Source organism: Rhodobacter aestuarii (assembly GCF_900156655.1).
Taxonomy (GTDB): domain Bacteria; phylum Pseudomonadota; class Alphaproteobacteria; order Rhodobacterales; family Rhodobacteraceae; genus Rhodobacter; species Rhodobacter aestuarii.
The window spans coordinates 250,304-271,254 of record NZ_FTOG01000005.1 but is presented as its reverse complement, the minus strand read 5'-3'; the positions used below and the strand labels follow the sequence as shown (position 1 = coordinate 271,254).

The 20,951-nt window shown below is 58.9% G+C and carries 27 protein-coding genes and 1 tRNA gene; 15 read left to right on the top strand and 13 right to left on the bottom strand.

The window, feature by feature from the left end; all coding sequences use genetic code 11:
• The first annotated feature begins 162 nt into the window (after nt 1-162).
• The 5 genes from rsgA (at nt 163) to BW967_RS09250 (ending at nt 5,383) form a co-directional block, all read left to right on the top strand.
• Nucleotides 163-1,197: a ribosome small subunit-dependent GTPase A gene (rsgA, locus tag BW967_RS09265; protein ID WP_076484768.1), complete on the top strand. Its 1,035-nt coding sequence runs from the start codon at nt 163-165 to the stop codon at nt 1,195-1,197.
• 357 nt (nt 1,198-1,554) lie between these two features.
• Nucleotides 1,555-2,898 (top strand): calcium-binding protein, encoded by a 1,344-nt coding sequence (locus tag BW967_RS09260; protein WP_175610436.1) that lies wholly within the window; start codon nt 1,555-1,557, stop codon nt 2,896-2,898.
• 51 nt (nt 2,899-2,949) lie between these two features.
• Entirely contained in the window at nt 2,950-3,123 is a 174-nt protein-coding gene (locus BW967_RS18710) for a hypothetical protein (protein ID WP_175610435.1), read from the top strand.
• Nucleotides 3,124-3,197: 74 nt separating this feature from the next.
• Nucleotides 3,198-4,229 carry a phosphoenolpyruvate carboxykinase (ATP) gene (locus BW967_RS09255; RefSeq protein ID WP_139327820.1) on the top strand — a complete coding sequence of 344 codons (1,032 nt, stop codon included), beginning with the start codon at nt 3,198-3,200 and terminating at the stop codon, nt 4,227-4,229.
• Nucleotides 4,230-4,237: 8 nt separating this feature from the next.
• Nucleotides 4,238-5,383 carry a nucleotidyltransferase family protein gene (locus tag BW967_RS09250; RefSeq protein WP_083952079.1) on the top strand — a complete coding sequence of 382 codons (1,146 nt, stop codon included), beginning with the start codon at nt 4,238-4,240 and terminating at the stop codon, nt 5,381-5,383.
• 587 nt (nt 5,384-5,970) lie between these two features.
• Here BW967_RS09250 and BW967_RS09245 read toward each other — a convergent pair.
• The 3 genes from BW967_RS09245 to BW967_RS09235 are packed head-to-tail and all read right to left on the bottom strand — an operon-like array spanning nt 5,971 to nt 6,862.
• Nucleotides 5,971-6,327 carry a hypothetical protein gene (locus BW967_RS09245; protein ID WP_139327819.1) on the bottom strand — a complete coding sequence of 119 codons (357 nt, stop codon included), beginning with the start codon at nt 6,325-6,327 and terminating at the stop codon, nt 5,971-5,973.
• Nucleotides 6,282-6,557: a hypothetical protein gene (locus tag BW967_RS09240; protein WP_076484763.1), complete on the bottom strand. Its 276-nt coding sequence runs from the start codon at nt 6,555-6,557 to the stop codon at nt 6,282-6,284. Before BW967_RS09240 ends, BW967_RS09245 begins: the two co-directional genes overlap by 46 nt.
• Nucleotides 6,554-6,862 carry a hypothetical protein gene (locus BW967_RS09235; RefSeq protein ID WP_139327818.1) on the bottom strand — a complete coding sequence of 103 codons (309 nt, stop codon included), beginning with the start codon at nt 6,860-6,862 and terminating at the stop codon, nt 6,554-6,556. Before BW967_RS09235 ends, BW967_RS09240 begins: the two co-directional genes overlap by 4 nt.
• Nucleotides 6,863-6,898: 36 nt before the next feature.
• Here BW967_RS09235 and BW967_RS09230 point away from each other — a divergent pair, with 36 nt between their 5' ends.
• Genes BW967_RS09230 through BW967_RS09210 form a run of 6 tightly spaced genes read left to right on the top strand, consistent with a single transcriptional unit; the run spans nt 6,899 to nt 9,740 of the window.
• Nucleotides 6,899-7,408: a hypothetical protein gene (locus BW967_RS09230; protein WP_076484761.1), complete on the top strand. Its 510-nt coding sequence runs from the start codon at nt 6,899-6,901 to the stop codon at nt 7,406-7,408.
• Nucleotides 7,401-7,694, top strand: a complete 294-nt coding sequence (locus tag BW967_RS09225; protein WP_076484760.1) for a DUF2312 domain-containing protein — start codon at nt 7,401-7,403, stop codon at nt 7,692-7,694. Before BW967_RS09230 ends, BW967_RS09225 begins: the two co-directional genes overlap by 8 nt.
• Entirely contained in the window at nt 7,694-7,885 is a 192-nt protein-coding gene (locus tag BW967_RS09220) for a hypothetical protein (RefSeq protein WP_076484759.1), read from the top strand. The genes BW967_RS09225 and BW967_RS09220 overlap by 1 nt, the downstream gene beginning before the upstream one ends.
• Nucleotides 7,882-8,079, top strand: a complete 198-nt coding sequence (locus tag BW967_RS09215) for a hypothetical protein (protein ID WP_076484758.1) — start codon at nt 7,882-7,884, stop codon at nt 8,077-8,079. Before BW967_RS09220 ends, BW967_RS09215 begins: the two co-directional genes overlap by 4 nt.
• Before the next feature lie 12 nt (nt 8,080-8,091).
• On the top strand, nt 8,092-8,838 hold the full coding sequence (locus BW967_RS18940; RefSeq protein ID WP_245826497.1) for a hypothetical protein: 747 nt from the start codon (nt 8,092-8,094) through the stop codon (nt 8,836-8,838).
• Between the two features lie 47 nt (nt 8,839-8,885).
• On the top strand, nt 8,886-9,740 hold the full coding sequence (locus tag BW967_RS09210) for a tyrosine-type recombinase/integrase (RefSeq protein ID WP_245826496.1): 855 nt from the start codon (nt 8,886-8,888) through the stop codon (nt 9,738-9,740).
• A gap of 55 nt (nt 9,741-9,795) precedes the next feature.
• Here BW967_RS09210 and BW967_RS09205 read toward each other — a convergent pair.
• The 9 genes from BW967_RS09205 to BW967_RS09165 all read right to left on the bottom strand — a co-directional run bounded on the left by BW967_RS09205 (nt 9,796) and on the right by BW967_RS09165 (nt 17,556).
• Nucleotides 9,796-9,872 (bottom strand) — tRNA-Arg (locus BW967_RS09205).
• 88 nt (nt 9,873-9,960) lie between these two features.
• Nucleotides 9,961-11,181, bottom strand: a complete 1,221-nt coding sequence (locus BW967_RS09200) for a cysteine desulfurase (RefSeq protein WP_076484756.1) — start codon at nt 11,179-11,181, stop codon at nt 9,961-9,963.
• A 12-nt stretch (nt 11,182-11,193) separates the two neighbouring features.
• On the bottom strand, nt 11,194-11,784 hold the full coding sequence (locus BW967_RS09195; RefSeq protein WP_076484755.1) for a YIP1 family protein: 591 nt from the start codon (nt 11,782-11,784) through the stop codon (nt 11,194-11,196).
• Entirely contained in the window at nt 11,781-12,284 is a 504-nt protein-coding gene (locus BW967_RS09190; RefSeq protein WP_076484754.1) for a hypothetical protein, read from the bottom strand. Before BW967_RS09190 ends, BW967_RS09195 begins: the two co-directional genes overlap by 4 nt.
• 10 nt (nt 12,285-12,294) lie before the next feature.
• Nucleotides 12,295-13,557, bottom strand: coding sequence for a Fe-S cluster assembly protein SufD (gene sufD, locus BW967_RS09185; protein ID WP_076484753.1), 1,263 nt, complete (start codon nt 13,555-13,557; stop codon nt 12,295-12,297).
• Entirely contained in the window at nt 13,557-14,327 is a 771-nt protein-coding gene (sufC, locus tag BW967_RS09180) for a Fe-S cluster assembly ATPase SufC (RefSeq protein ID WP_076484752.1), read from the bottom strand. Before sufC ends, sufD begins: the two co-directional genes overlap by 1 nt.
• 69 nt (nt 14,328-14,396) lie before the next feature.
• Nucleotides 14,397-15,911 (bottom strand): Fe-S cluster assembly protein SufB, encoded by a 1,515-nt coding sequence (sufB, locus tag BW967_RS09175; RefSeq protein ID WP_076484751.1) that lies wholly within the window; start codon nt 15,909-15,911, stop codon nt 14,397-14,399.
• A gap of 28 nt (nt 15,912-15,939) precedes the next feature.
• A complete protein-coding gene (locus BW967_RS09170) occupies nt 15,940-17,016 on the bottom strand; it encodes a cysteine desulfurase family protein (protein ID WP_076484750.1) in 1,077 nt (358 codons plus the stop codon).
• 81 nt (nt 17,017-17,097) lie between these two features.
• Nucleotides 17,098-17,556, bottom strand: a complete 459-nt coding sequence (locus BW967_RS09165) for a Fe-S cluster assembly transcriptional regulator IscR (protein WP_076484749.1) — start codon at nt 17,554-17,556, stop codon at nt 17,098-17,100.
• Nucleotides 17,557-17,794: 238 nt separating this feature from the next.
• Between BW967_RS09165 and BW967_RS09160 the strand changes: the two genes are divergently transcribed.
• The 4 genes from BW967_RS09160 (at nt 17,795) to BW967_RS09145 (ending at nt 20,576) form a co-directional block, all read left to right on the top strand.
• A complete protein-coding gene (locus BW967_RS09160; protein ID WP_076484748.1) occupies nt 17,795-18,454 on the top strand; it encodes an alpha/beta hydrolase in 660 nt (219 codons plus the stop codon).
• Nucleotide 18,455: 1 nt separating this feature from the next.
• Nucleotides 18,456-18,683, top strand: coding sequence for a hypothetical protein (locus tag BW967_RS09155; protein ID WP_076484747.1), 228 nt, complete (start codon nt 18,456-18,458; stop codon nt 18,681-18,683).
• Nucleotides 18,680-19,276, top strand: a complete 597-nt coding sequence (locus tag BW967_RS09150; protein ID WP_076484746.1) for an HD domain-containing protein — start codon at nt 18,680-18,682, stop codon at nt 19,274-19,276. The genes BW967_RS09155 and BW967_RS09150 overlap by 4 nt, the downstream gene beginning before the upstream one ends.
• A gap of 85 nt (nt 19,277-19,361) precedes the next feature.
• The gene (locus BW967_RS09145) at nt 19,362-20,576 is read left to right on the top strand and encodes an NADP-dependent isocitrate dehydrogenase (protein WP_076484745.1); all 1,215 of its coding nucleotides are present in this window, start codon (nt 19,362-19,364) and stop codon (nt 20,574-20,576) included.
• Nucleotides 20,577-20,646: 70 nt separating this feature from the next.
• On the opposite strand, the gene BW967_RS09140 is transcribed toward BW967_RS09145, so the two are convergent.
• Complete coding sequence (locus BW967_RS09140; RefSeq protein WP_076484744.1) at nt 20,647-20,883, bottom strand: hypothetical protein; 237 nt, start codon at nt 20,881-20,883, stop codon at nt 20,647-20,649.
• Nucleotides 20,884-20,951 lie beyond the last annotated feature (68 nt).

The following is a 20,951-nucleotide window of genomic DNA, read 5'->3' as shown; positions in this document are numbered from 1 at the left end:
AATGGGGGCTTCACGCAGCACAGGAGGGGTTTTTGTCGGATCTTGCGCACCTCCGGGCCGGGGCTGTCTGAGCGGCTCTTCCGCCTCCGCCGCATCCCCTGCCCGCCCCTGAATGCCATCGGCGCCTTTGCGCCCGTCTTTCAGTGTCCTGCGAGGATCACCATGACCGATACCACCCCACTCGCCAGCCTTGGCTGGGCGCCCGACTTTCTGCGTCAACTCACGCTTGACGAGCTGTCCACCCTTTCCCCCTGCCGCATCTCGGCGGTGCATCGCGCCCGTCTCGAGGCGCTTGGCGCCACCGGCCCGCTGTCGCTGAGCCCGGCGCCGGGGCTTTGCACCGCCGAAATCGCGGTGGGCGACTGGGCCCTGTACGACGGAACCCGCCTTGTGCGCCTGCTTGAGCGCCGCGCCACCCTTGCGCGGCGCGCCGCCGGCACCGGGGCGGCGCGGCAACTGATCGCCGCCAATGTCGACACGCTGTTCCTCACCACCTCGTGCAACGCCGATTTCAACCCGGCGCGGATCGAGCGCTATCTGGCGCTCGCCCGCGCCTCGGGCGTAACCCCGGTGATCGTGCTGACCAAGGCCGATGAAAGTCCCGAGCCCGAGGCGTGGCAGGCACGGGCCGAGGCAGTCGACCGGCGCGTCGCGGTGGTGGCGCTTGATGCGCGCGCGCCGGGGGAGCGGCTTGCCGATTGGGCGCGCGCGGGGCAGACGGTGGCGCTTTTGGGCTCGTCGGGCGTGGGCAAGACCACGCTGGCCAATGCGCTGACCGGCGAGGCACAGGCCACCGCGCCGATCCGCGCGGACGATGCGAAGGGGCGCCACACCACCACCGGGCGGCATCTGCGCGCGCTGGTCTCGGGCGGCTGGCTGATCGATACGCCCGGCATGCGCGAATTGCGGCTGAGCGGCGCCGAGGCGGGGATTGCCGCCACCTTCGACGATCTCGACACGCTGGCGCGGGCGTGCCGGTTTCACGATTGCACGCATCAGACCGAGCCGGGCTGCGCGGTGCAGGGTGCGATTGCGGCGGGGGCGGTCGATCCGGCGCGGCTTCTGCGCTGGCAAAAGCTACAACGCGAGGACCGGATCAATTCCGAAACACTGGCCGAGACCCATGCCCGCGACCGCGCCTTTGACCGCATGAAGCGCGGCGTGCTGCGCGAGAAATCCCGGCTTCGCGGAGAATGAACAGGCGGGCGGCCCCGCCTATCCCGGGGCCGTCACCGAAATCTGCGATCGCCGCCGATTGATACCTGCACTCGATCGAAAGGGTAACTCAGGACGCGACCAAAGTGCGCATAAAGACGCGAACGCAGCAATCGATGCGCCCAATAGACTCCTTGAGTTGATTGGCTTAATCCGTGCCACAACTAAAGATTGACTCCAATGCAGCCTCGCTGCAAATTCATAAAATGTTTACCTGAGTCTCAGGCAAAACGTCGGGTTTTAAGAGGTTGTCCTGTCTTTGTCGGGGCAATTTGTTTTGTTTACTTGATCAGATGCCTCTTAGTGGGGGTCTGACATATGTCGGCTGGAGTATTAAATATGGCGTTTTTTACGATTCAGGGGCGCTTCAGCTCTAGAGGATATGCAATAAATGAGTGGACAGGCGAGTTAGTTTCCATCGAGGGAATGAGTGGATCCTCATGGGTTTATACTGACCTTGACTTGATCGGCAGTTCGGAAAATGAAGTTTTCGCCTATGATCTCACCCTCGGCCAAACCACATTGGCGCGGTTTGATGGGGTTACTTTTTTCGATCTCGCTGGCGGCGATGACATCTTGACGTTGACGATCGATCCCGCACATAGGGGGCTTTACGGATTAGCCGATGCATTCGCGTATGATTTGGACGTAACCGCCTATGGCGGAGCAGGAAACGATCGCCTTTGGCTTGGCATCGGCAATGACACAGTCTATGGCGAAGATGCGAATGCAGCCGCAATCGTCGCCGATATCGGCACATATGTCGCGGCTTACCCAGATGAAATCTACGCCGGCGACGGAAATGACGCTATTTATGGCGACTACGGCGTATTATCTCTTTCTGCCTCGTCGCTGTCATATATCGCTCTGATCATGACGGGTTCCGATGAGCTTTACGGCGGGACCGGAAATGACACGATTTATGGTGATGCCGGCGCATTTAGCGATCTAGATGTAGATGTCGACGTGATTTCAACGGGGAATGATAGAATCTTTGGAGGGGCCGATGATGACCTCATCTATGGAGACAGTGGCACGGGAAATGCTCTAAATGTCTATATAGGCACTCTTGTGTTCGGAAATGACACGCTATCCGGCGACGATGGCAATGATACCATCATTGGCGACAGTGCTGAAGCCTTTCGTAACCACGTTGGCACAATAAATTTTGGAGATGACTCGATTTCAGGTGGTGCAGGCGCGGATCTCATCATCGGAGATTCTGCTAAGGGTCTTAATCAAAATAAGATCGATATAACCTTTGGAGATGACACTCTCCTTGGTGGCAGCGGGAATGACACGATCTGGGGAGATAGCAACAAGGCTGATCTGCGCGGAGTATATGGTGGCAACGATGTCATTGATGGCGGCGAGGGAGATGACATCCTGTACGGGGACGTAAAGGCTCCTTCTGACCTGACGGATGGCGCCGATATTTTTGTCTTTTCAGGCGCAAATGGTCATGACACCATCATGGATTTTGATAGCTCCGATTTGATCGATTTGCGCGCTTACAATCTGACTTGGTCCGAAGTTGAAGGTGCGATTTCTGGTTCGGTTAGGCTGGGCAGCGTGATTAATCTCGAACTCATTACCGATGGTCTTGGAGGGAGCATCACCGTTGATGGAGCTTGGGTGGCGCGCGTGGGAACGCTTCTAAGTGCTGATGACTTCTTATTTTAAGCACTTCGCCACAGTCTTTTAAAAATGTCACGAAAAGAGGGAGACAAGTATATGAAAACTAATACTGAAAATACAGAAGTCGAAGGCCCGTCGGATCCAGAACGGCGTGCTGCAGTGGCGCGGCTGGTGAAGTTGACCTCAACTGCTGCCGCTGCGGGCATGATTGCGGTGATTGCCACTCCGAAAAGCGCCAAAGCCTCGGCTTCTGATTCGACTAACTGGTAATAAAAACGTTACTCGAATTTAACTTCGAGGTCCGGAATGTCTTTCGGGCGATACAAACGTAATGGTGATGTTCTGTGAAAGCTTATTTCGCTGACCATTTGGTGCTGCAAGAACCAGATAATGGGCGGATATGGGCGCTCGGCAAAGAGACTATGCCCGCGCTAGTTGAGGCGCCAGAAGATGTGATGCTGGAAGCGCTTTCACAGCTTCCAGCAGACCCTTTGGATGAGTGCATCTATACCGCAAGCCGCAATTGGTCTTTGTCACTTGATCCCGCCTGTCTCGACATGACGGTCTCTTTCGGAACCCGGATCGTCCGAGTGCGCTGCTGGCACAGGGTCCTGTCTCTCGCCTTAGGGGATATGCTCTCTCCCTATAGCGTTGAGGGGAGAGCAGAAACGACGTTAGATCTTTTGGTCGAAGACGGGAAAAGCGCTCTTTTCAAAGACGGTCAATTCATTTTGGAGGTTCGACGCGTGAGTTGGTCTCCGATCATCCGGCTTTTGGCCAAGGAACTTAACGGGAATATAAATGTCGCCGCAGTGCTGCACGCTGCGGCGGTTTTTTTTCCGGGGTTTGGGACGGTTCTGCTTACTGCTCCAACGGGTGCCGGAAAGACCACTCTGACCTGCGGTCTGATTTCTATCGGCGGTCGTTTGCTTGCTGAAGACGCGACGCCGATTGAGAGGGGTACAGGTCTAGCTTGGCCATGCCCGCTCCCATTGAGCCTGAAATCGGGAAGTTGGCAGATCGTTTCCGAAATTCTCGGTGCTGATCTGTCAGATCTTCCGATAAGAGGTGTGGGCTCCCGACGGATTCGGTTCCTTCCGAGTCCAAAAGATATCGACCTGAACATGGGCTACCCTGTCCGAATGATTCTTTTTCCCCAATGGTCGAAGGGCGAAAATAGCAAGGTTCGGCGGCTGGATCCCATGCAGGCCTTGAGCCGATTGCAAGATTGCGGAACTTGGCCTGTTGATGACGCCAAGAATCTTCCGGATTTTCTTGAATGGCTGGAGCCGCTGCCTTGCTTTTCGTTGTCATATGGGACGACTAATGGCGGGCTGCAAATCATCAAATCTCTTATGCAGTTGCGCGGAGATTAATCAATCAAATGCAACATACAAAATTCACTTCGAAAGTTTCCTTTGAAGATGGACTGCCTAGCCACGCCAGAGTTTTTCGAAATCTGTGTATTTTGGTGCGGTGCGCCTTAGATGATCAACTCTGCCCAGAGCACCCGTTAGATCAAAAATTTGATGAAAAAATTTCCATTCTTGCCGCGATACACCATGTGACCCCACTGCTTGGGCGACTGTCTGAACGAGACAATGCGTCCCACTTCGCCTCTAAATCATTGCTTGATTACTTCCAGTTCATTCGTTCGGAAAACTGCAAGAGAAACGCCGGATTGAAGCAAGATCTGCTTGAGGTCATTTCGAATCTTAATTCTATGGGTATTCATCCGCTCTTGTTCAAGGGTGCCGCGCATCTCACGCAAGGCTTTTATGGAAACATCGCGGATAGGTATATGCTGGACCTAGATATACTGGTACCCAAAAGCCGTACTCTTGAAGCATGCGATATGCTGCGAAAGCTTGGCTACAAGGATACACAAGAGGCCGGCATAAATATGCATATTGGGAAACATGCGCCGGGCATGCGAAGAGACGAAACTTTGGTAGAAATCCACTGGCACGTTTATAACAAAGAGTTGCAGGGGGATTTGCATCTGCCTTCAGGCGTGCAAAGATCGGCAATTTATCGCGACTCTGAAGTATTTTTTCATACCCTTGACGATGAAGACGCCGTTTTTCATTTCATTTGGCATTCTCAAGTCGCGCATCGCCGCTATGTCGCTGGCAGAATTGATTTAATGAGCCTTGTCGAGCTACGCATGCTGGCTGAGACTTTTGGCTGCGCAGTGATCGAGCATGTGGTCCATAATGCGGAAAAGCATGGCTTTTCTCACGCTTTTCGAGGGATGGTCGCAGCCGCAAATAATTACGTCGGCAGCGACATTAGCATTGAAGAAGACCGGAAAGCAAACGCATATCTTCTGCGGATTAACTTCAATCAACTTTTTCCTTGGGCTGCTTTTATCGCTGCGATTTTGCGTGAGAACCTTAATAGGGTGCGCGTCAATTTGGGAAATCGTCATATCATCTCTCGATACCCTGGCAGGCTTTTTCAAAAAGACTTTTACACTAACAGGCTGAAAGACTTCAGAAAAATATTGTATACAACAACAATGAAGTGATCTTTGTTATTAGTATTAAAAACCCATCGAGAAGATGTTTTGGACATTTTGGGGTCGTGAAAAATGAAACGAAGGCAACGCTTTAGCCGTAGACCTGCCTCCGGTCGTCCCTCAGTCATAACGAGAGTCCTTGGGTTGATAGTGGTCGGTTTCGGGTTGGGCAAGCGTACGTCGGAAAGAACGGTCGATAACGTGGTGATCTGCGCGAAATGCGCGGACTGCAGGGCGCGCGGTGATCATGATGTGCGGCTGTCGTGGTGTATTGAGGATGGCTGAGCATTTTCGCTGCCTAGGCAAAATGGTCAAAACCCCGGCCAGCTTTCACTGACCGGGACAAACCTCGCCAATGACAAGGGGATGAATTGGTTTTCGATATGTGAATCCCCATAGCGGCAATGGTGGGTTTTCCCCACTATTCCCTACTCCCAGCCCCCTCCCCCACCGCGACCAACTTCGCGTTCGCACAGAGCCGCCCTGCCCTTTCCGCAGCGGCGGCGCGCATCAACCTCTGCTCGGTATCCGGCACCCCACCGGTCCAGCCCGCACAAGGCGCGAGATCGAGCCCGGCCAGCGGCGGCGGCGCGGGGTCAGCGCCACAGGCGGCCAGCAGCAGTGCGCAGGTAATCGCTAAGCGGCGCATCGCCCCCCTCCATTTGTTCGAGCTGGTGATCGAGCGCGGCCGCTTCCTCTCGCAGCCGCGCTTGGGTTTCGTCTGACCGGCGCCGGATCTCGGCCGCTTCGGCATAGGCCGCCACCCTGCCCTGCGCGGCCGCCAGATCGGCCCGCGTGGCGGCAAGGTCAGCGCGCAGGCGGGTGTAATGTCCCCAAGCCAGCGCGCCGCCGAGTGCTGCGGCGATGGCGAGCCAAAGCCACCACAGCCGCAGCATCGCGCGCAAGGTCATGTCGCCAGCACCGCGAAGGGCGTCACCGGATAAACCCGCCACGGGTCCAGCTCCGGCGGGCAAGTTCCCATCGGGCAGACGCAGTTGACGTGATAGCCCGGCACCGCCGCGATGATCGGCAGGCCCTCGTCGTCAACTTCGCCCGTGGCCTCGCTCACCGGCATCGGGCATGGGTTGAGGATCTCCAGCCCGGGATAGCGCGGGGTTTCCCCATCGACTTCATAAAGAGCGGCCAGCGCTTCGGCTTCATCGGTAAAGGTCAGGTAGATCATGCCGTCACCTCGATCAGCTGGGCTTCGGTCAGAAGGCCGGGGTAGAGGAGGATGCTTTCGAGCAAGAGGCGGCGTGCACGCCACGCCCCCAAGCCGTCCGAGGCCATCCAAATGCGAGCGCCGATTGGCTCTGCTGGGCCATCAGAAAACTGACCCAATCGGGCGACACCATCGACGCGATGCGCGCCGAACTGCTCACCGCCGCACTGCGCCGCAAAACCGCGCAAAACCAGCCTGCCATCTAACACCCATTCGCGCGGTGGTCGCGCGGATGCGGGCGGGGTCTCCGCGGTTCCGATTGCCACTCCGCCCGCCATTCTCTCTCCCAAAGGAGCCAGACCATGGCCCACGACCAAGCCAACATGCCTGATTGTCCCCAACAATGGCACTGGTATGCCAGCACGGACGGCGAAACCTATCCCATCGGCCCCTGCACCAGCCGTGAGGCCGTTCTGACAGCTGCGGTGGGGCATGACAGTTTCGAAGCCCCTAGTGGCGACACCCCGGTCGCAACGATCTACGTTATCGAGGCCCGAAGGCGCGATTTGCGGATCGCCGACTTCATCGCCACCGAACAGGTTTTGGAACTAATCGAGGAAGCCCCGCCCAATTTTCTGGACCTCCACGAAGACGATGAAGGTCCATTCTTCGATGCGACCGAAGTGCAGCGAGCCGATCTGCTCGCCCGCCTCCGCCAAACATGTGACGACTGGCAAGCCGCTCATGGTTTGACCTTCACCACGAGAACCTTCGCCGAGGTCCGCCACGCGGAGCGGTTGCAGATCGCGCCATCGCCTGGGAACGAAACAAAAGACCTAAGCGGTCTTCGTGCGGGGAAAGCCCATGCTTGATCAAACGCCGATGAAGGAAACCCAAGCTGACAAAGACGTGCGCGATCGCGTTTACAACGTCGCCGCCGAGGAACTGCGCCAGTTCATCGAACAATACGAACATCTGGACGCCGAGAAGAAAGACATCACCGAGCAGCAGAAAGACGTGATGGCCGAGGCCAAGGCGCGCGGCTACGACACCAAGGTGATGAAGAAGATCATCGCCTTGCGCAAACGCGACAAGAACGACGTCACCGAAGAAGAGGCGATCATGGATATCTATAAAGCCGCGTTGGGGATGGTGTGATGCTGGACGCTGCCAAAACCCGCCTCGCCACCGCCGCCGATGAAGCCGCCGAAGCGCTGGCCCACGCCCATCGACACACGCCTTTCGGGCTCTTGCGCGCGGAACGTGCCGAGATCATCCGGCGCGTCGCCGTTCGGTTTGCGGTCGATCCGGGAAAGCTGGCCGAGAAGTTGAAAGGCGGTGCGGCATGACCCTCACCATCGGCATTGCCCTCATAACGCTAGGCGCTCTCGGCCTCGCCTTCATCTTTCACTTCGCCGAAGCCGCCGAGGAAGAGGAAACCAACGGCTTTGGCCTCGCCATCGCCGCCACGATCCTGCCGATCCTCTACGCCTCAAGCGCGATCATCTGCGTTGGCGTGGCGATGGCGCTCAACCTGATCTGACGGGAGGCTGCGATGGCTGACCAGAGTGCCACTATCACTGTCGACGGAAAGCGCCTCTACTGGCCCTGCCTCACGCGCAGCGGCATGATCAAGCTGCGCAAGGCTGAGCTGATCGAGATCCTCGCCGCGATCCGGACCGCGACGGGCAAGCGCGCGCGCTCGATCGACGCGGGCAAGGCAGCCATCATGGATGCCATCGAAGCCGAAAAGCGTGCCTATTGGGAGGCGCGCGGCCAAACATATGATGATGCGCCAGCACAAGCGGCCGAGGAAGTATCGCCGAAGGATCGCATTCATGCCGGACCGTCGCGCACCGGCGAACAGCTGCAGCGCCTTGGCTCTACCGCCGACGAGGCGAATGCATGGCTCGCCACGCTCCCAATGCCCCCCTACCGCGAGATGAGGAGGCCCCCCATGACCAAGCATGACCTCATGACCATTGACGCCGCCGCCGCCGAGCTCGGGGTGCCGCGCGCAAGCCTACGCACCGCTGCAGAGCAGCACGGCTATCTCGTGCGCATGGGCAGAGCTATACGCATCGAAAAGGCCAGCCTTGGGGAGTTGATCCAAAAATGCCGAGACCAGCAAAAGGCCCACGCCTCCACAAATTCGCGCACCGCCCGCACTGGTATATCCGAGACACCGGATGCCCAGATCAATCAACGGGCTGTGTCAGCCGCGCAGAAGCTGAAAAAGCCCTCGCCGCCTACATCGCGACAAAGGGGCGCCACAGTGCTGCCGCTGAACCACACGAGATAACCGTCTCCGAGATCCTGACGATCTATGCTGAAGAATATGCTCCAAGCGTGGCAGCCCCAGAGCGTATTGGCTACGCGATCGAGGCGCTCTTGCCATTCTGGGGCCCGCTCAAAGTAGCACATATCAAAGGGGAAACTTGTCGCCGATATGCCAAGACCCGGCGCACGACCTTTGGCTGCCCGGACGGCGAAAGCCGCCCCGTCGCGCCAGATACGGTAAGACGCGAACTGGGCACGCTGCAGGCTGCACTGAACTATTGCCATCATGAGGGGCACATCCTCTCGGCCCCTGCAGTGACAATGCCACCGAAATCAGCGCCGCGGGAAAGATATCTGACCCGGTCTGAAGCCGCCAAACTGATCTGGCACGCTTATCGTGGCCACAAGGCCAGCCACATCGCCCGCTTCATCCTGATCGGCCTTTACTCCGGTACCCGTAAAGACGCGCTGCTGCGGATGGGCTTCGCGCCAAACACTGTTGGCGGCTGGTTCGACCTCGAAAACGGTATCATGTACCGCATGGGTGAAGGCGAGCGGACGACCAACAAGCGCCGCAGCCCTGCCCCGATCCCGCGCAAACTGCTCGCCCACCTCAAGCGCTGGCACAAATCCGGCGCCGTGTGGGCTGTCGAATACCAGGGCGCCCGGGTTGGCGACATCAAGCGCGGCTTCGCCAAAGCCGTTGCGTCGGCAGAACTGAAAGGCGTCACGCCCCACACGCTCAAACACACAGCAATCACATGGGCACTGCAAGGTGGCGCGGATAAATGGCATGTTGCCGGGTTCTTCTCGACCTCAATCGAGACCATCGAGCGGGTCTATGGCCACCATGCCCCGGATCATATGGAATCGGCCCGCGCCGCGCTCGATGGCATGTCAAGAGCCGCAAACCGTTACAAGTAACAGATACAGGCCCGACGAGGCGGATAAAGTGCGCGATGCAAGCTATTGAATTGATTGGCGCACCCGACAGGATTCGAACCTGTGACCCCTGCCTTCGGAGGGCAGTACTCTATCCAGCTGAGCTACGGGTGCAGCTTGCGTGGGTGATAGCCGGAAAATTTGGGGGCTGCAACCGCTCTGTGCAGCCCACCAATGATTTCGCGCGCGATTTGTTTGCGCCTTAGCCCAGAAGATCGTGGCACAGTTCAAGCGCGGAAACGAGCGCATCCACCTCGGCGCGGGTGTTGTACATCGCAAAAGAGGCGCGCGCGGTGGCCGAAAGCCCCAAGTGCTGCATCAGCGGCATGGCACAATGGCTGCCGGCCCGCACCGCCACGCCGCGCTGGTCCAAAATCGTTGAAATATCATGGGCATGGGCCGCGCCATCAAGCGTGAAGGAAAAGATCGCGCCTTTGTCCTTCGCCTGCCCCTGCACCTGCAGCCAGTTGAGCCCAAAGAGCTTTTCTTCCGCATAGGCGCGCAAGTCGGCCTCGTGCCGGGCCACGTTTTCCATGCCGATCTGCATCAGGTATTCAAGCGCCACACCCAGCCCGATTTGCTGCACGATCCCCGGCGTGCCCGCCTCAAACCGCATCGGCGGTTTGGCATAGGTGACGGTGTCGCGGGTGACCGTGTCGATCATATCGCCGCCGCCCAAGAAGGGGCGCATCTCTTCCATCCGGTCACGCTTGATATAGATCGCGCCCGACCCGCTTGGCCCGTAAAGCTTGTGCCCGGTGATCGCGTAGAAATCACAGCCAATATCGGCGACATCCACCGGCCCATGCACCGAGCCTTGCGAGCCATCGACCAGAACCGGAACGCCCTTTTCGCGCGCGCCGGTGCAAATGGTTTTCACATCCACCGCCGTGCCGAGCACGTTCGACATTTGCGTGATCGCCACCAGCTTCGTGCGCGGGCCAATCGCCTCCAGCACCTTTTCAGCGGGCAGGCTGCCATCGGGCTCAATCTCGACCCATTTCAGCACCACACCTTGGCGTTCGCGCAGAAAATGCCACGGCACGATATTGGCATGGTGCTCCATGATCGAGAGCACGATCTCATCGCCCGGTTGCAAACGCGGCGCGGCCCAAGCGTAGGAGACAAGGTTGATCCCCTCGGTCGAGCCCGTGGTGAAGACGATCTCTTCTTCATCGGGGGCGTTGAGGAACTTCGCCACCGTGCCCCGCACCGCCTCATACCGCTCGGTCGAGATATTCGAAAGCGTGTGCAAACCCCTGTGCACATTGGCATAATCTTCGCGATACATCTGATCCATCGCGTCGATCACACACAAAGGCTTTTGCGCCGAGGCCCCATTGTCGAGATAGACCAGCGGCTTTCCATGCACCTGCCGCGACAGGATCGGAAAATCGGCGCGGATCTTTTCGACATCGAACATCGGCAAGCCCTTTCAGCTTTCGGTCATGAATGGCGGCGTAAGGCCAAGCGATAGAAACACAGAGCCCAGCATCACCGCCGAGCCAAATAAGACGGCCAGAACCCCTGCCCCGGTCAGCCACATATTGGTGAACCCATGCAGCGCGGCAGTAAATTGGATCAAGAGCCAGATCATCAGCACGAAGATGGTCAGCGTCATCAAAACGCCAATCACCGGGAACAGCGTCAGCACCACCACCTGCACCGCTTGCGCGCCCACCAAGATCGCCTGGATCCAGATGATCACCGCAAAGGCGCCCGCAAAATTGCCCTGCCCACCGAATTGGCGGCCAAAGATCGTCAGCGCGGCCGCCGCGTAAAGCATCAGCCCCGCTTGCACGAGCCCAAGCCGGACCGGCGAAGCGGTCGGGCCAAGGTCGATGCCCGTCACGAGCGAAAACAAAATCTCGCCCAAGGCGCCCAAAGCGGCCCCCGAGGTGATCACCGCCGCCAGTGCCAGCCACCGTGCGGAGGCGGTATTCAGCAGGCTCTGCACCATTTGCGTGGCCGCTGTCGGGTTGGACAGGCTCAGTCGCACCAGCGCAAGATAGGCCGAAAAGGTCATTCTGGGGTCCCGGTTTGCACCGGCTCAAACTGGGTCACTTTAATCCCCATGCCCCAAAAGAGCACAAAGACCGCAAAGACGATCCCGCCGATCACATTGGCTTGCAGTCCCGGACCAATCATCCCGGTGACCAGCCCTTGCAGCAACATCAAAGGCGAGACCGAAAGCAGCGCCCAGAACAGCGCAAGCCGCCCGCCATAACCATCGCCGCGCCCACCGACGAGCCGCAAGGCTTGGGTGACAAGCCAAGCCAGCAAGTAGATGAAGGGCGTCACCGCCGCCAAGGCCATTGCCGTGCCCAGCATCAACCCGGCCATTGGCACATCGGGGTTTTCAAACTGCTGCCGGGCAAGGCGCGGCCATTGTGCCGTGAAGATCACGATCATGGCCGCGACAAGCAGGGTGAAAAGCCGTGGTTCAGACCGTGCGCGGGAAAAGTGTTGCCGCACCACCTTGCGGGGGCTGCGGTAGCTGCGCCAGATATCGTCCACGGCGGCCATAAGGCGCTCCTTAGCTGCGGTGCCGCGCCAGCCAATCTTCGAGCCGGGCGACGATTTCCTCTTTCAGCGCCTCATCCTCGATCTCGTCGATCGCATCGGCAAGGAAGCTCAACACCAACAGGCCCTTGGCTTCCTCTTCCGGCACGCCGCGCGAGCGCAGATAAAACAGCGCCGTGTCGTCAATGGCCCCGGTCGTGGAGCCATGCGAGCACTTCACGTCATCGGCATAAATCTCGAGTTCGGGCTTGGCAAGGAACTGGCTGTCCTCATCCAGCAAGAGCGACTGGCTGATTTGATAGCCATCGGTCTTTTGCGCGCCGGGTTTGACCCAGATTTTGCCTTGAAACGTGCCCAAGGCCCCGTTTTTGAGCACTTTTTTGAAGACTTGGCGGCTTTCACCGCGCAGCGCCCCATGCGTCACAAAGACCGTGTCGTCGTGGTGAAATTTGCCGTCTTTGCCATCGCCAAGCGCGGCACCGGCAATGTGCGCGACCGCATCATCGCCCACCATGTCGATATAGGCTTCGTTGCGGGTGAGTTGGCCATTCACGGTCAGCGTAAAGCTTTTGAACAAAGCCTCAGCGGCCACGCGCGCAAAGATATGCGTCACGGCTCGGCGGTCCTGTTCGGCCCCTTGCACACGGATGTGGTGGAACCGCGCGCCTTTGGCGACATCCACTTCCATCGCTTTGTTGAAGCGCGCCCCAGCCGGGCCGGTTTCCAAAATGGTGAGTTCTGCGCCCTCTTCCATCTTGATCAGATGGTGCAACACCGGGTCGGAAACCTCTGATTTGTGGACATAAACCAGATTGATGGCTTTTTCGGCCTGTGCCGTAACACGGATCAAAAGCCCATCCGAGGCCTGCGCGGTATTGAGCGCGGCAAAGGGGCGTTTCACCGGGTTTTGGCCCGCCGCTTCGAGCGCGCCATAAAGACCCGTCGCCCAAGCGGGCTCCGAGGCCGCAAGGCGCGAGATTTCCACCCCGCCCATCGCCAGATCGTCTGAGGCTTCGGCATCAAAGACGCCATCCACAAACACGACCTTAAGGCTGTCCACCTCGGCAAACAGCGGCGCTTCTGCCTCGCCCGGCGCGGCCGGGGTTGCGGTTTCGGCGTTAAACGGGGTCGGGTCGGTCCAGCGCCAGTATTCATCGCGCCGACCGGGCAGGCCCATCGCGGCCAGCCGATCCGCCGCCGCTTGGCGGCCCGCATCAAAGCCCGGCCCGGCGGGCTGCGCCGCAAGCCGCGCGCTCAAAGCTTCGCTCGCCGCCATCACTTCGCCTCCGTCAGCCCATGCGCCGCGAGGATCTCGGCATAGCCGTTCTTCTCGACTTCCAGCGCCAGCTCCGGCCCGCCGGTTTGCAAAATGCGGCCATCGGCCATGATATGCACGACATCGGGTTTGATGTGATCGAGCAGGCGTTGGTAGTGGGTGATCACCAAGAAGCTGCGGTCGGGCGAGCGCAGCGCGTTCACGCCATCGGCCACAAGACGCATCGCATCCACATCGAGCCCGGAGTCGGTTTCATCAAGGATGCACATCTTCGGCTCAAGCATCGCCATTTGCAGAATCTCGTTGCGCTTTTTCTCACCGCCCGAGAAGCCAACGTTCACCGGACGCTTGAGCATATCGGCGTCGATCTTCAGCGTTTTCGCTTTCGCGCGCACCAGCTTGAGGAATTCGCCTGCCGAAAGCTCTTCTTCGCCGCGCGCTTTGCGTTGCGCGTTGAGCGCGGTGCGCAGGAAAGTCATGTTGCCGACGCCCGGGATCTCCACCGGATATTGGAACGCCAAGAAGAGGCCCGCCGCTGCACGCTCTTCGGGCTCAAGGTCGAGCAATTCGGTATCGCCCAGCTTAGCCGAGCCATCGGTCACTTCATAGCCATCGCGACCCGAAAGCACATAGCTCATGGTGGATTTGCCAGAGCCGTTCGGCCCCATGATTGCATGCACTTTGCCTGTTTCGACCGTCAGGTTCATCCCCTTCAGGATCACCTTGTCCTCGTCTTCAAGTTTGACGTGCAGGTTCTTGATTTCAAGCATATTTTTGTCCTTGGGGTCAGCGGTGCGCAGGCCGCGCGCAGGAAAGGGAAAAGAATTGGGTGGCGGACATCAGCCCACCGACCCTTCAAGCGAAATGGCAACGAGCGATTGGGCTTCCATGGCAAATTCCATCGGCAGCGCCTGCAACACGTCGCGGCAGAAACCGTTCACAACCAGCGCCACGGCCTCTTCTTCGCCCACGCCACGCGCACGGCAGTAGAAGAGTTGATCGTCATCGACCTTGGAGGTGGTCGCCTCGTGTTCGACTCGCGAGGAGTTATTCTTCACCTCGATGTAAGGCACGGTGTGGGCGCCGCATTTATCGCCAATCAGCAAGCTGTCGCATTGCGTGTAGTTGCGCGAGTTTTTGGCGCGCGGGTGCATCGACACAAGGCCGCGATAGGTGTTTTGCGCTTGGCCTGCCGAGATGCCCTTGGACACAATCCGCGAACGGGTGTTTTTGCCAAGGTGCACCATTTTGGTGCCGGTGTCGGCTTGCTGGTAGTTGTTGGCAATCGCGATCGAGTAAAACTCGCCCGAGCTGTCATCGCCGCGCAAGATGCATGAAGGGTATTTCCAGGTGATCGCAGAGCCGGTTTCCACCTGCGTCCACATCACCTTGGCGCGCGGCTCACGGCAATCGGCGCGTTTGGTGACAAAGTTGTAGATCCCGCCTTTGCCTTCCTCGTCGCCGGGGAACCAGTTTTGCACCGTGGAATATTTCACCTCGGCATCTTCCAAGATGACAATTTCCACAACGGCGGCATGGAGTTGCGCGGTATCACGCTTCGGTGCGGTGCAGCCTTCAAGGTAGCTGACATAAGCGCCCTTGTCGCAGACGATCAGCGTGCGCTCAAACTGCCCGGTGTTTTCCGCGTTGATGCGGAAATAGGTGGAAAGCTCCATCGGGCAGCGGGTGCCCGGCGGCACATAAACGAACGAGCCATCCGAGAAACAGGCGCTGTTGAGCGTGGCAAAGTAGTTGTCGGTTTGCGGCACCACCGAGCCAAGGTATTTCTTGACGAGTTCCGGATGCTCTTTGATCGCTTCCGAAATCGAGCAGAAGATCACGCCCGCTTCGGCCAGCTTTTCCTTAAAGGTCGTGCCAACAGAGACGCTATCAAACACCGCATCCACGGCGACCTGACGTTCTTCAAGATTGATATTCTCGGCCCCTTCAACGCCCGCAAGGATCATCTGTTCCTTCAGCGGAATGCCGAGTTTTTCGTAAGTTGCGAGCAGCTTGGGGTCCACCTCGTCCAGCGACTTCGGCTTTTCCACCATGCTCTTGGGGCGCGCATAATAATACAGGTCTTGGTAGTCGATCTTCGGCAGATCAAGCAAAGCCCATTCCGGCTCTTTCATCTCGACCCAGCGCGCATAAGCCTGAAGCCGCCATTCCAGCATCCATTCCGGCTCGTCGTTCTTTTGCGAAATCAGACGCACGATCTCTTCGGAAATGCCTTTAGGGGCATATTCCATTTCGATCTCGGTCTCCCACCCATATTTGTAGGAGCCCATGTTCTGGACGGTTTCGACCGTTTCGCGGTCCACGCCCTCGCGGATGTCCGTTTCCTGCGTCACCTTCGTTCCCTCTCCGCCTTTGCCCGCGTCAGCGCCTGCCGCGGTGCTTTTGATAGGCTGCGCGCCATGTCTCGGCAAAGCGCAGCACCTCGTCCCGTGTCACTCCCGGACCCAACGATATGCGTATCGCCGAACCCGCATCTTCTTCGCCCCATCCCATCGCGCGCAGCACGCGACTTGCGCGCACCTTGCCCGAAGAACAGGCCGAGCCCGCCGAGATCGCAATGCCTGCAAGGTCCATCCGCATCACCTGCGTCTCGCCCTTCCAGCCCGGCGCGACCACCGAAAGCGTGTTGGGCAGAACCTCCAGCGGTCCCTCACCCGTCGCTTTACACTCTAGCGGCGTCTCCCACCCGGGAAAATAGACTTCTTTCGTCGGGAATTCCAGAGCCTCTTTTAGAATATTTCTAATCTCGGCGATTTCCGCCCACATTCCTTGGGCCAAATCGGACGCCGCAGCCTGTGCAGCAGCGCCGAAACCAACGATTCCGATCAAGTTTTCAGTGCCCGCGCGCCGCCCCATCTCTTGCCCGCCGCCTTTCAGCTGCGCTGCAATTTCCGTGCCACGCTTTACCACCAAGGCCCCAATTCCCTTCGGTCCGCCCAATTTATGGGCGGAAATAAAACCGCAAGTCACGCCCAGCCAGTTGAAGGCAAAGGGAATCTTACCAAAAGCTTGGGTCAGATCCGCCGCCCAAAGCCCCTCGGGCAGCACCTGAATCACCCCGGTTTCGGAATTGGCGAGTTGCAGCGCGGCGCTTGCAGGGTCGCTCACTGTCACCCGGCCCCAACCATCCACGCTGAGCCGATTGTCGCACCATGCCGAAACGGCATCATGTTCGACCTCTGCGCAAGCGACGCCCCGGCCCGCAAGCGCGAGCGCGGCGGCTTCGGTCGCGCCAGAGGTAAAGATGATATCCGCCCCCTCGGCCCCAAGCGCCGCTGCGATCTGCGCGCGGGCGGTTTCAATCGCCGCTTTCGCTGCGCGCCCTTCGGCATGCACCGACGACGGGTTGCCGGTGATCTCCATCGCCGCAACCATCGCCGCGCGCGCCTCGGCGCGCAGCGGGGTTGTGGCATTCCAGTCTAGGTAAAGTCGTGTCATTTCCGCCCGGGCGCGTGGCGCGCATCAAGGAACCTTTTGATCCTTGTCCGAGAAATTGCGCAGCGTTGCAACCTTGCGGGTTTACTCGTCCACAACCGAAAACAGGTTCGGCACCGCCGGGCAGGGTTTGAGCGTGTTTTTCACCACATCTTCCAAGGTGGTCTGATGCAAAAACACAAAAACCTGCGCCGAGAGGCTTTCCCACAAACGGTTGGCGAGCGATTGCGCGCGGCTCCCCGACACACCGCCCGAGGCCCCTGCCCCCACATGCAAAGCCGAGACCGTTTCATCCACCGCCTCAAACACTTCTGAGATACGGATATCCGCAGGCGCTTTGGCGAGTTTGTAGCCGCCACCCGGCCCCCGCACCGAGGCCACAAGCCCCGCGCGCCGCAGCCGCACAAAAAGCTGCTCGAGATAGGGCAGCGAAATATCTTGTCGTTTGGAGATTTCGGCGAGCGAGGTCATCTGCGCAGGGCCGATCGTTGCCAGATCGGCCAGCGCCACCATCGCGTAACGCCCTTTGGTCGAAAGTTTCATCCGCTATCTCCTGCGCGCCCCTTTTTGCAGCCGATATTCCCGCCACAGTTGCGCCACACAACGCAAGGGAAAATGGGCGAAGCATTGACGCCGCGCCCCGGGCCGCTTAACTCGGGGTCATCCGAATGCCCGGCATTGTGCCGGGTTGGTTTCGTCCTAGGGTTTTGGTCTTTCTGCGTCAAGTTTTCGCAAAGCCCAACCCCGGGGGCCGAAACGGCAAAAGCCCAAGCGAGTGAGCATGCCCGAAGTTATTTTTCCCGGTCCCGAAGGTCGCCTTGAAGGTCGCTACCACCCGCAGCCTGCCCCCGATGCGCCGATCGCGATTTTCCTGCATCCCGATCCGCAATACGGCGGCACCATGAACAACCGGGTTGTTTACAACCTGCATTACGCGTTTCACAAAATCGGCTTCACGGTGTTGCGGTTCAACTTCCGTGGCGTGGGCCGCAGCCAAGGCGAGTACGATCAGGGCATTGGCGAGTTGTCCGATGCCGCCTCGGCGCTCGATTACCTGCAAGCGATGAACCCGAACTCCAAGCATTGCTGGGTCGCGGGCTTCTCGTTTGGCGCGTGGATCGGCATGCAGCTTTTGATGCGCCGCCCCGAGATAACTGGTTTCATCTCGGTCGCGCCGCCTGCGAATATGTATGACTTTTCGTTCCTCGCGCCCTGCCCGTCTTCGGGGCTGATCATCAACGGCACCGCCGACCGCGTGGCCCCGCCCAAAGACACGCATACGCTCGTTGCCAAACTGCGCGAGCAAAAGGGCATCACCATCACCCACGAAGAGATCGAAGGCGCCGATCACTTCTTCAAAGATGATGAGGCGCATATGAAGCCGATGATCGAGACGGTGCAATCTTACGTGAAGCGCCGCCTGACCGAGGGTTCGCGTTAAGATGGCGCTGATCGACGAGTTGGCCGAGGCACTGGCCACCGAGGTGATGGAGGCCCAGAAAGCTCTGGGCCCCAAAGCCGACCGGTTGTTCATGGAAGTGGGCAATCACATCGGCACCTCGTCGCCCTCGTTCCAAGAAGCCTTCATGACGGCCTGCCGTCTGCACATGGCCGCTGAGCGCGGGCGCGATTTCTTTGAAGCGCGGCTAAAGACGCTGCGCGAGGAATGACCGACCGGCTGGAGCAACAATTCGCCTTCCTGCGCGAGGTGGAAAAGCTCAAATCGGTGACCCGCGCGACGCCGATCCATGATGCCTCCCGGCCCGAAAACTCTGCCGAACATAGCTGGACGCTAGCGCTTTACGCGCTGGTGCTGGCCGATCAAGCCGCGCCGGGGGTCGATGCGCTCCGCGCCGTGAAAATGCTGCTTATCCACGACATTGTCGAAATTGACGTGGGCGATGTGCCGATCCATTCGGCAGGCGGCACGGCACATAGCTCCGCCGATATTCAAGCCGCCGAACTTACAGCGGCGACGCGCATTTTTAGCCTTCTTCCCAAAGACATGGCTGACGAATTTCAAGCGCTCTGGGAAGAGTTTGAAGCGGCTGAGACACCGACCGCGATCTATGCCAAATCGCTCGACCGCGCGCAGCCAGTGCTGCTCAACCACCAATCGGGCGGCGGGTCGTGGATTGATTATGACGTGACATGGGACCAGCTAGAGACCCGCGTCGGCTCCAAAATCGCGCGCGGCCTTCCCGGCGTTTGGGACTGGGTCAAAACCCGCATTCGGCCTTGGTTCGCCGATCGCGGGCTTTAGCGGTATACAACCGCATACAAGACTAGCCAAGCCAAACAGAAGCGGTTAAAAGACGGGCAACGAGTCACCAACCCGTGAGGCCCTTATGACCAAGATCAAGGTAGACAATCCCATCGTCGAGATGGACGGCGACGAGATGACCCGGATCATCTGGGATTTCATCAAGAAGAAACTGATCCTGCCCTATCTCGATATCGATCTGCTCTACTATGATCTGGGCATCGAAGAGCGTGACCGCACCAACGACCAAATCACCATCGATTCCGCGATGAAGACGAAAGAGGTTGGCGTTGCGGTGAAATGCGCCACCATCACGCCCGACGAAGCCCGTGTGGAAGAGTTTGGCCTCAAGCAAATGTGGCGCTCGCCCAACGGCACGATCCGCAACATCCTTGGCGGCGTGATCTTCCGCGAGCCGATCATCTGCAAAAACGTGCCGCGCCTGGTGCCGGGCTGGACCCAGCCGATCGTGGTTGGCCGTCACGCCTTTGGCGACCAATATCGCGCCACCGACTTCCTGTTCCCGAGCAAAGGCAAGCTGACGATGAAATTCGTTGGCGAAGATGGCACCGTGATCGAGCGCGACGTGTTCGACGCCCCGGCTGCGGGCGTGGCGATGGGCATGTATAACCTTGATCAGTCGATCATCGACTTCGCCCGTTCGTCGATGAACTATGGCTTGCTCAAAGGCTGGCCGGTGTACCTGTCGACCAAGAACACCATCCTCAAAGCCTATGACGGCCGCTTCAAAGACCTGTTCCAGAAGGTCTACGAGGAAGAGTTCGAGGCCGAATTCAAAAAAGCCGGTATCCATTACGAGCACCGCCTGATTGATGACATGGTCGCCTCGGCGCTGAAATGGTCGGGCGGCTATATCTGGGCGTGCAAAAACTACGATGGCGACGTGCAGTCGGATACCGTGGCGCAAGGCTTTGGCTCGCTTGGTCTGATGACCTCGGTGCTGATGACGCCCGATGGGAAAACGGTTGAGGCCGAAGCCGCGCACGGCACCGTGACGCGTCACTACCGCCAGCACCAAGCCGGCAAAGAGACCTCCACCAACTCGATCGCCTCGATCTTTGCCTGGACGGGCGGCCTGAAGCACCGTGCGAAACTCGATGGCAATGAAGCGCTGGCGAACTTTGCCGCGACGCTTGAAAAAGTCTGCGTGCAGACCGTCGAAGACGGGTTCATGACCAAAGACCTCGCGCTCTTGGTTGGCCCCGATCAGAAATGGCTCACCACAATGGGCTATCTCGAAAAGGTCGACGAATATCTGAACAAAGCGCTCGCGGGCTAAGCGGCCCACCGCGCACACAAAGAAAGGGCCGGGGTTTCCCGGCCCTTTTCAATTGGTTAGAGACAAAACTTCACCAGCCGAAATGGGTCCAATGCGGCATCGGCGGTGAATGCCCCCGCGGCGGCAAGCCGATGTCGCGCCGCATATGGTCATCAAGCTCCGCGAATTTTTCGGCCAAGGGCGGGCGCGCGCGTGGCCGCATCAGCGCCGCCAAAGCCGCCAAAACCACGCGGCGCGCCCCATGCAGGGCGATCAAAGTTTCAAGATGGAGATGGAGCGCAAGCTCCGGATCATCGGTCCGTGTCATAGATTTCCCGGTCGAAACCGGCCTCTGGTTGGGGTTGGAAAAGACCGGACCCGGCCAAGGGCCTGCGC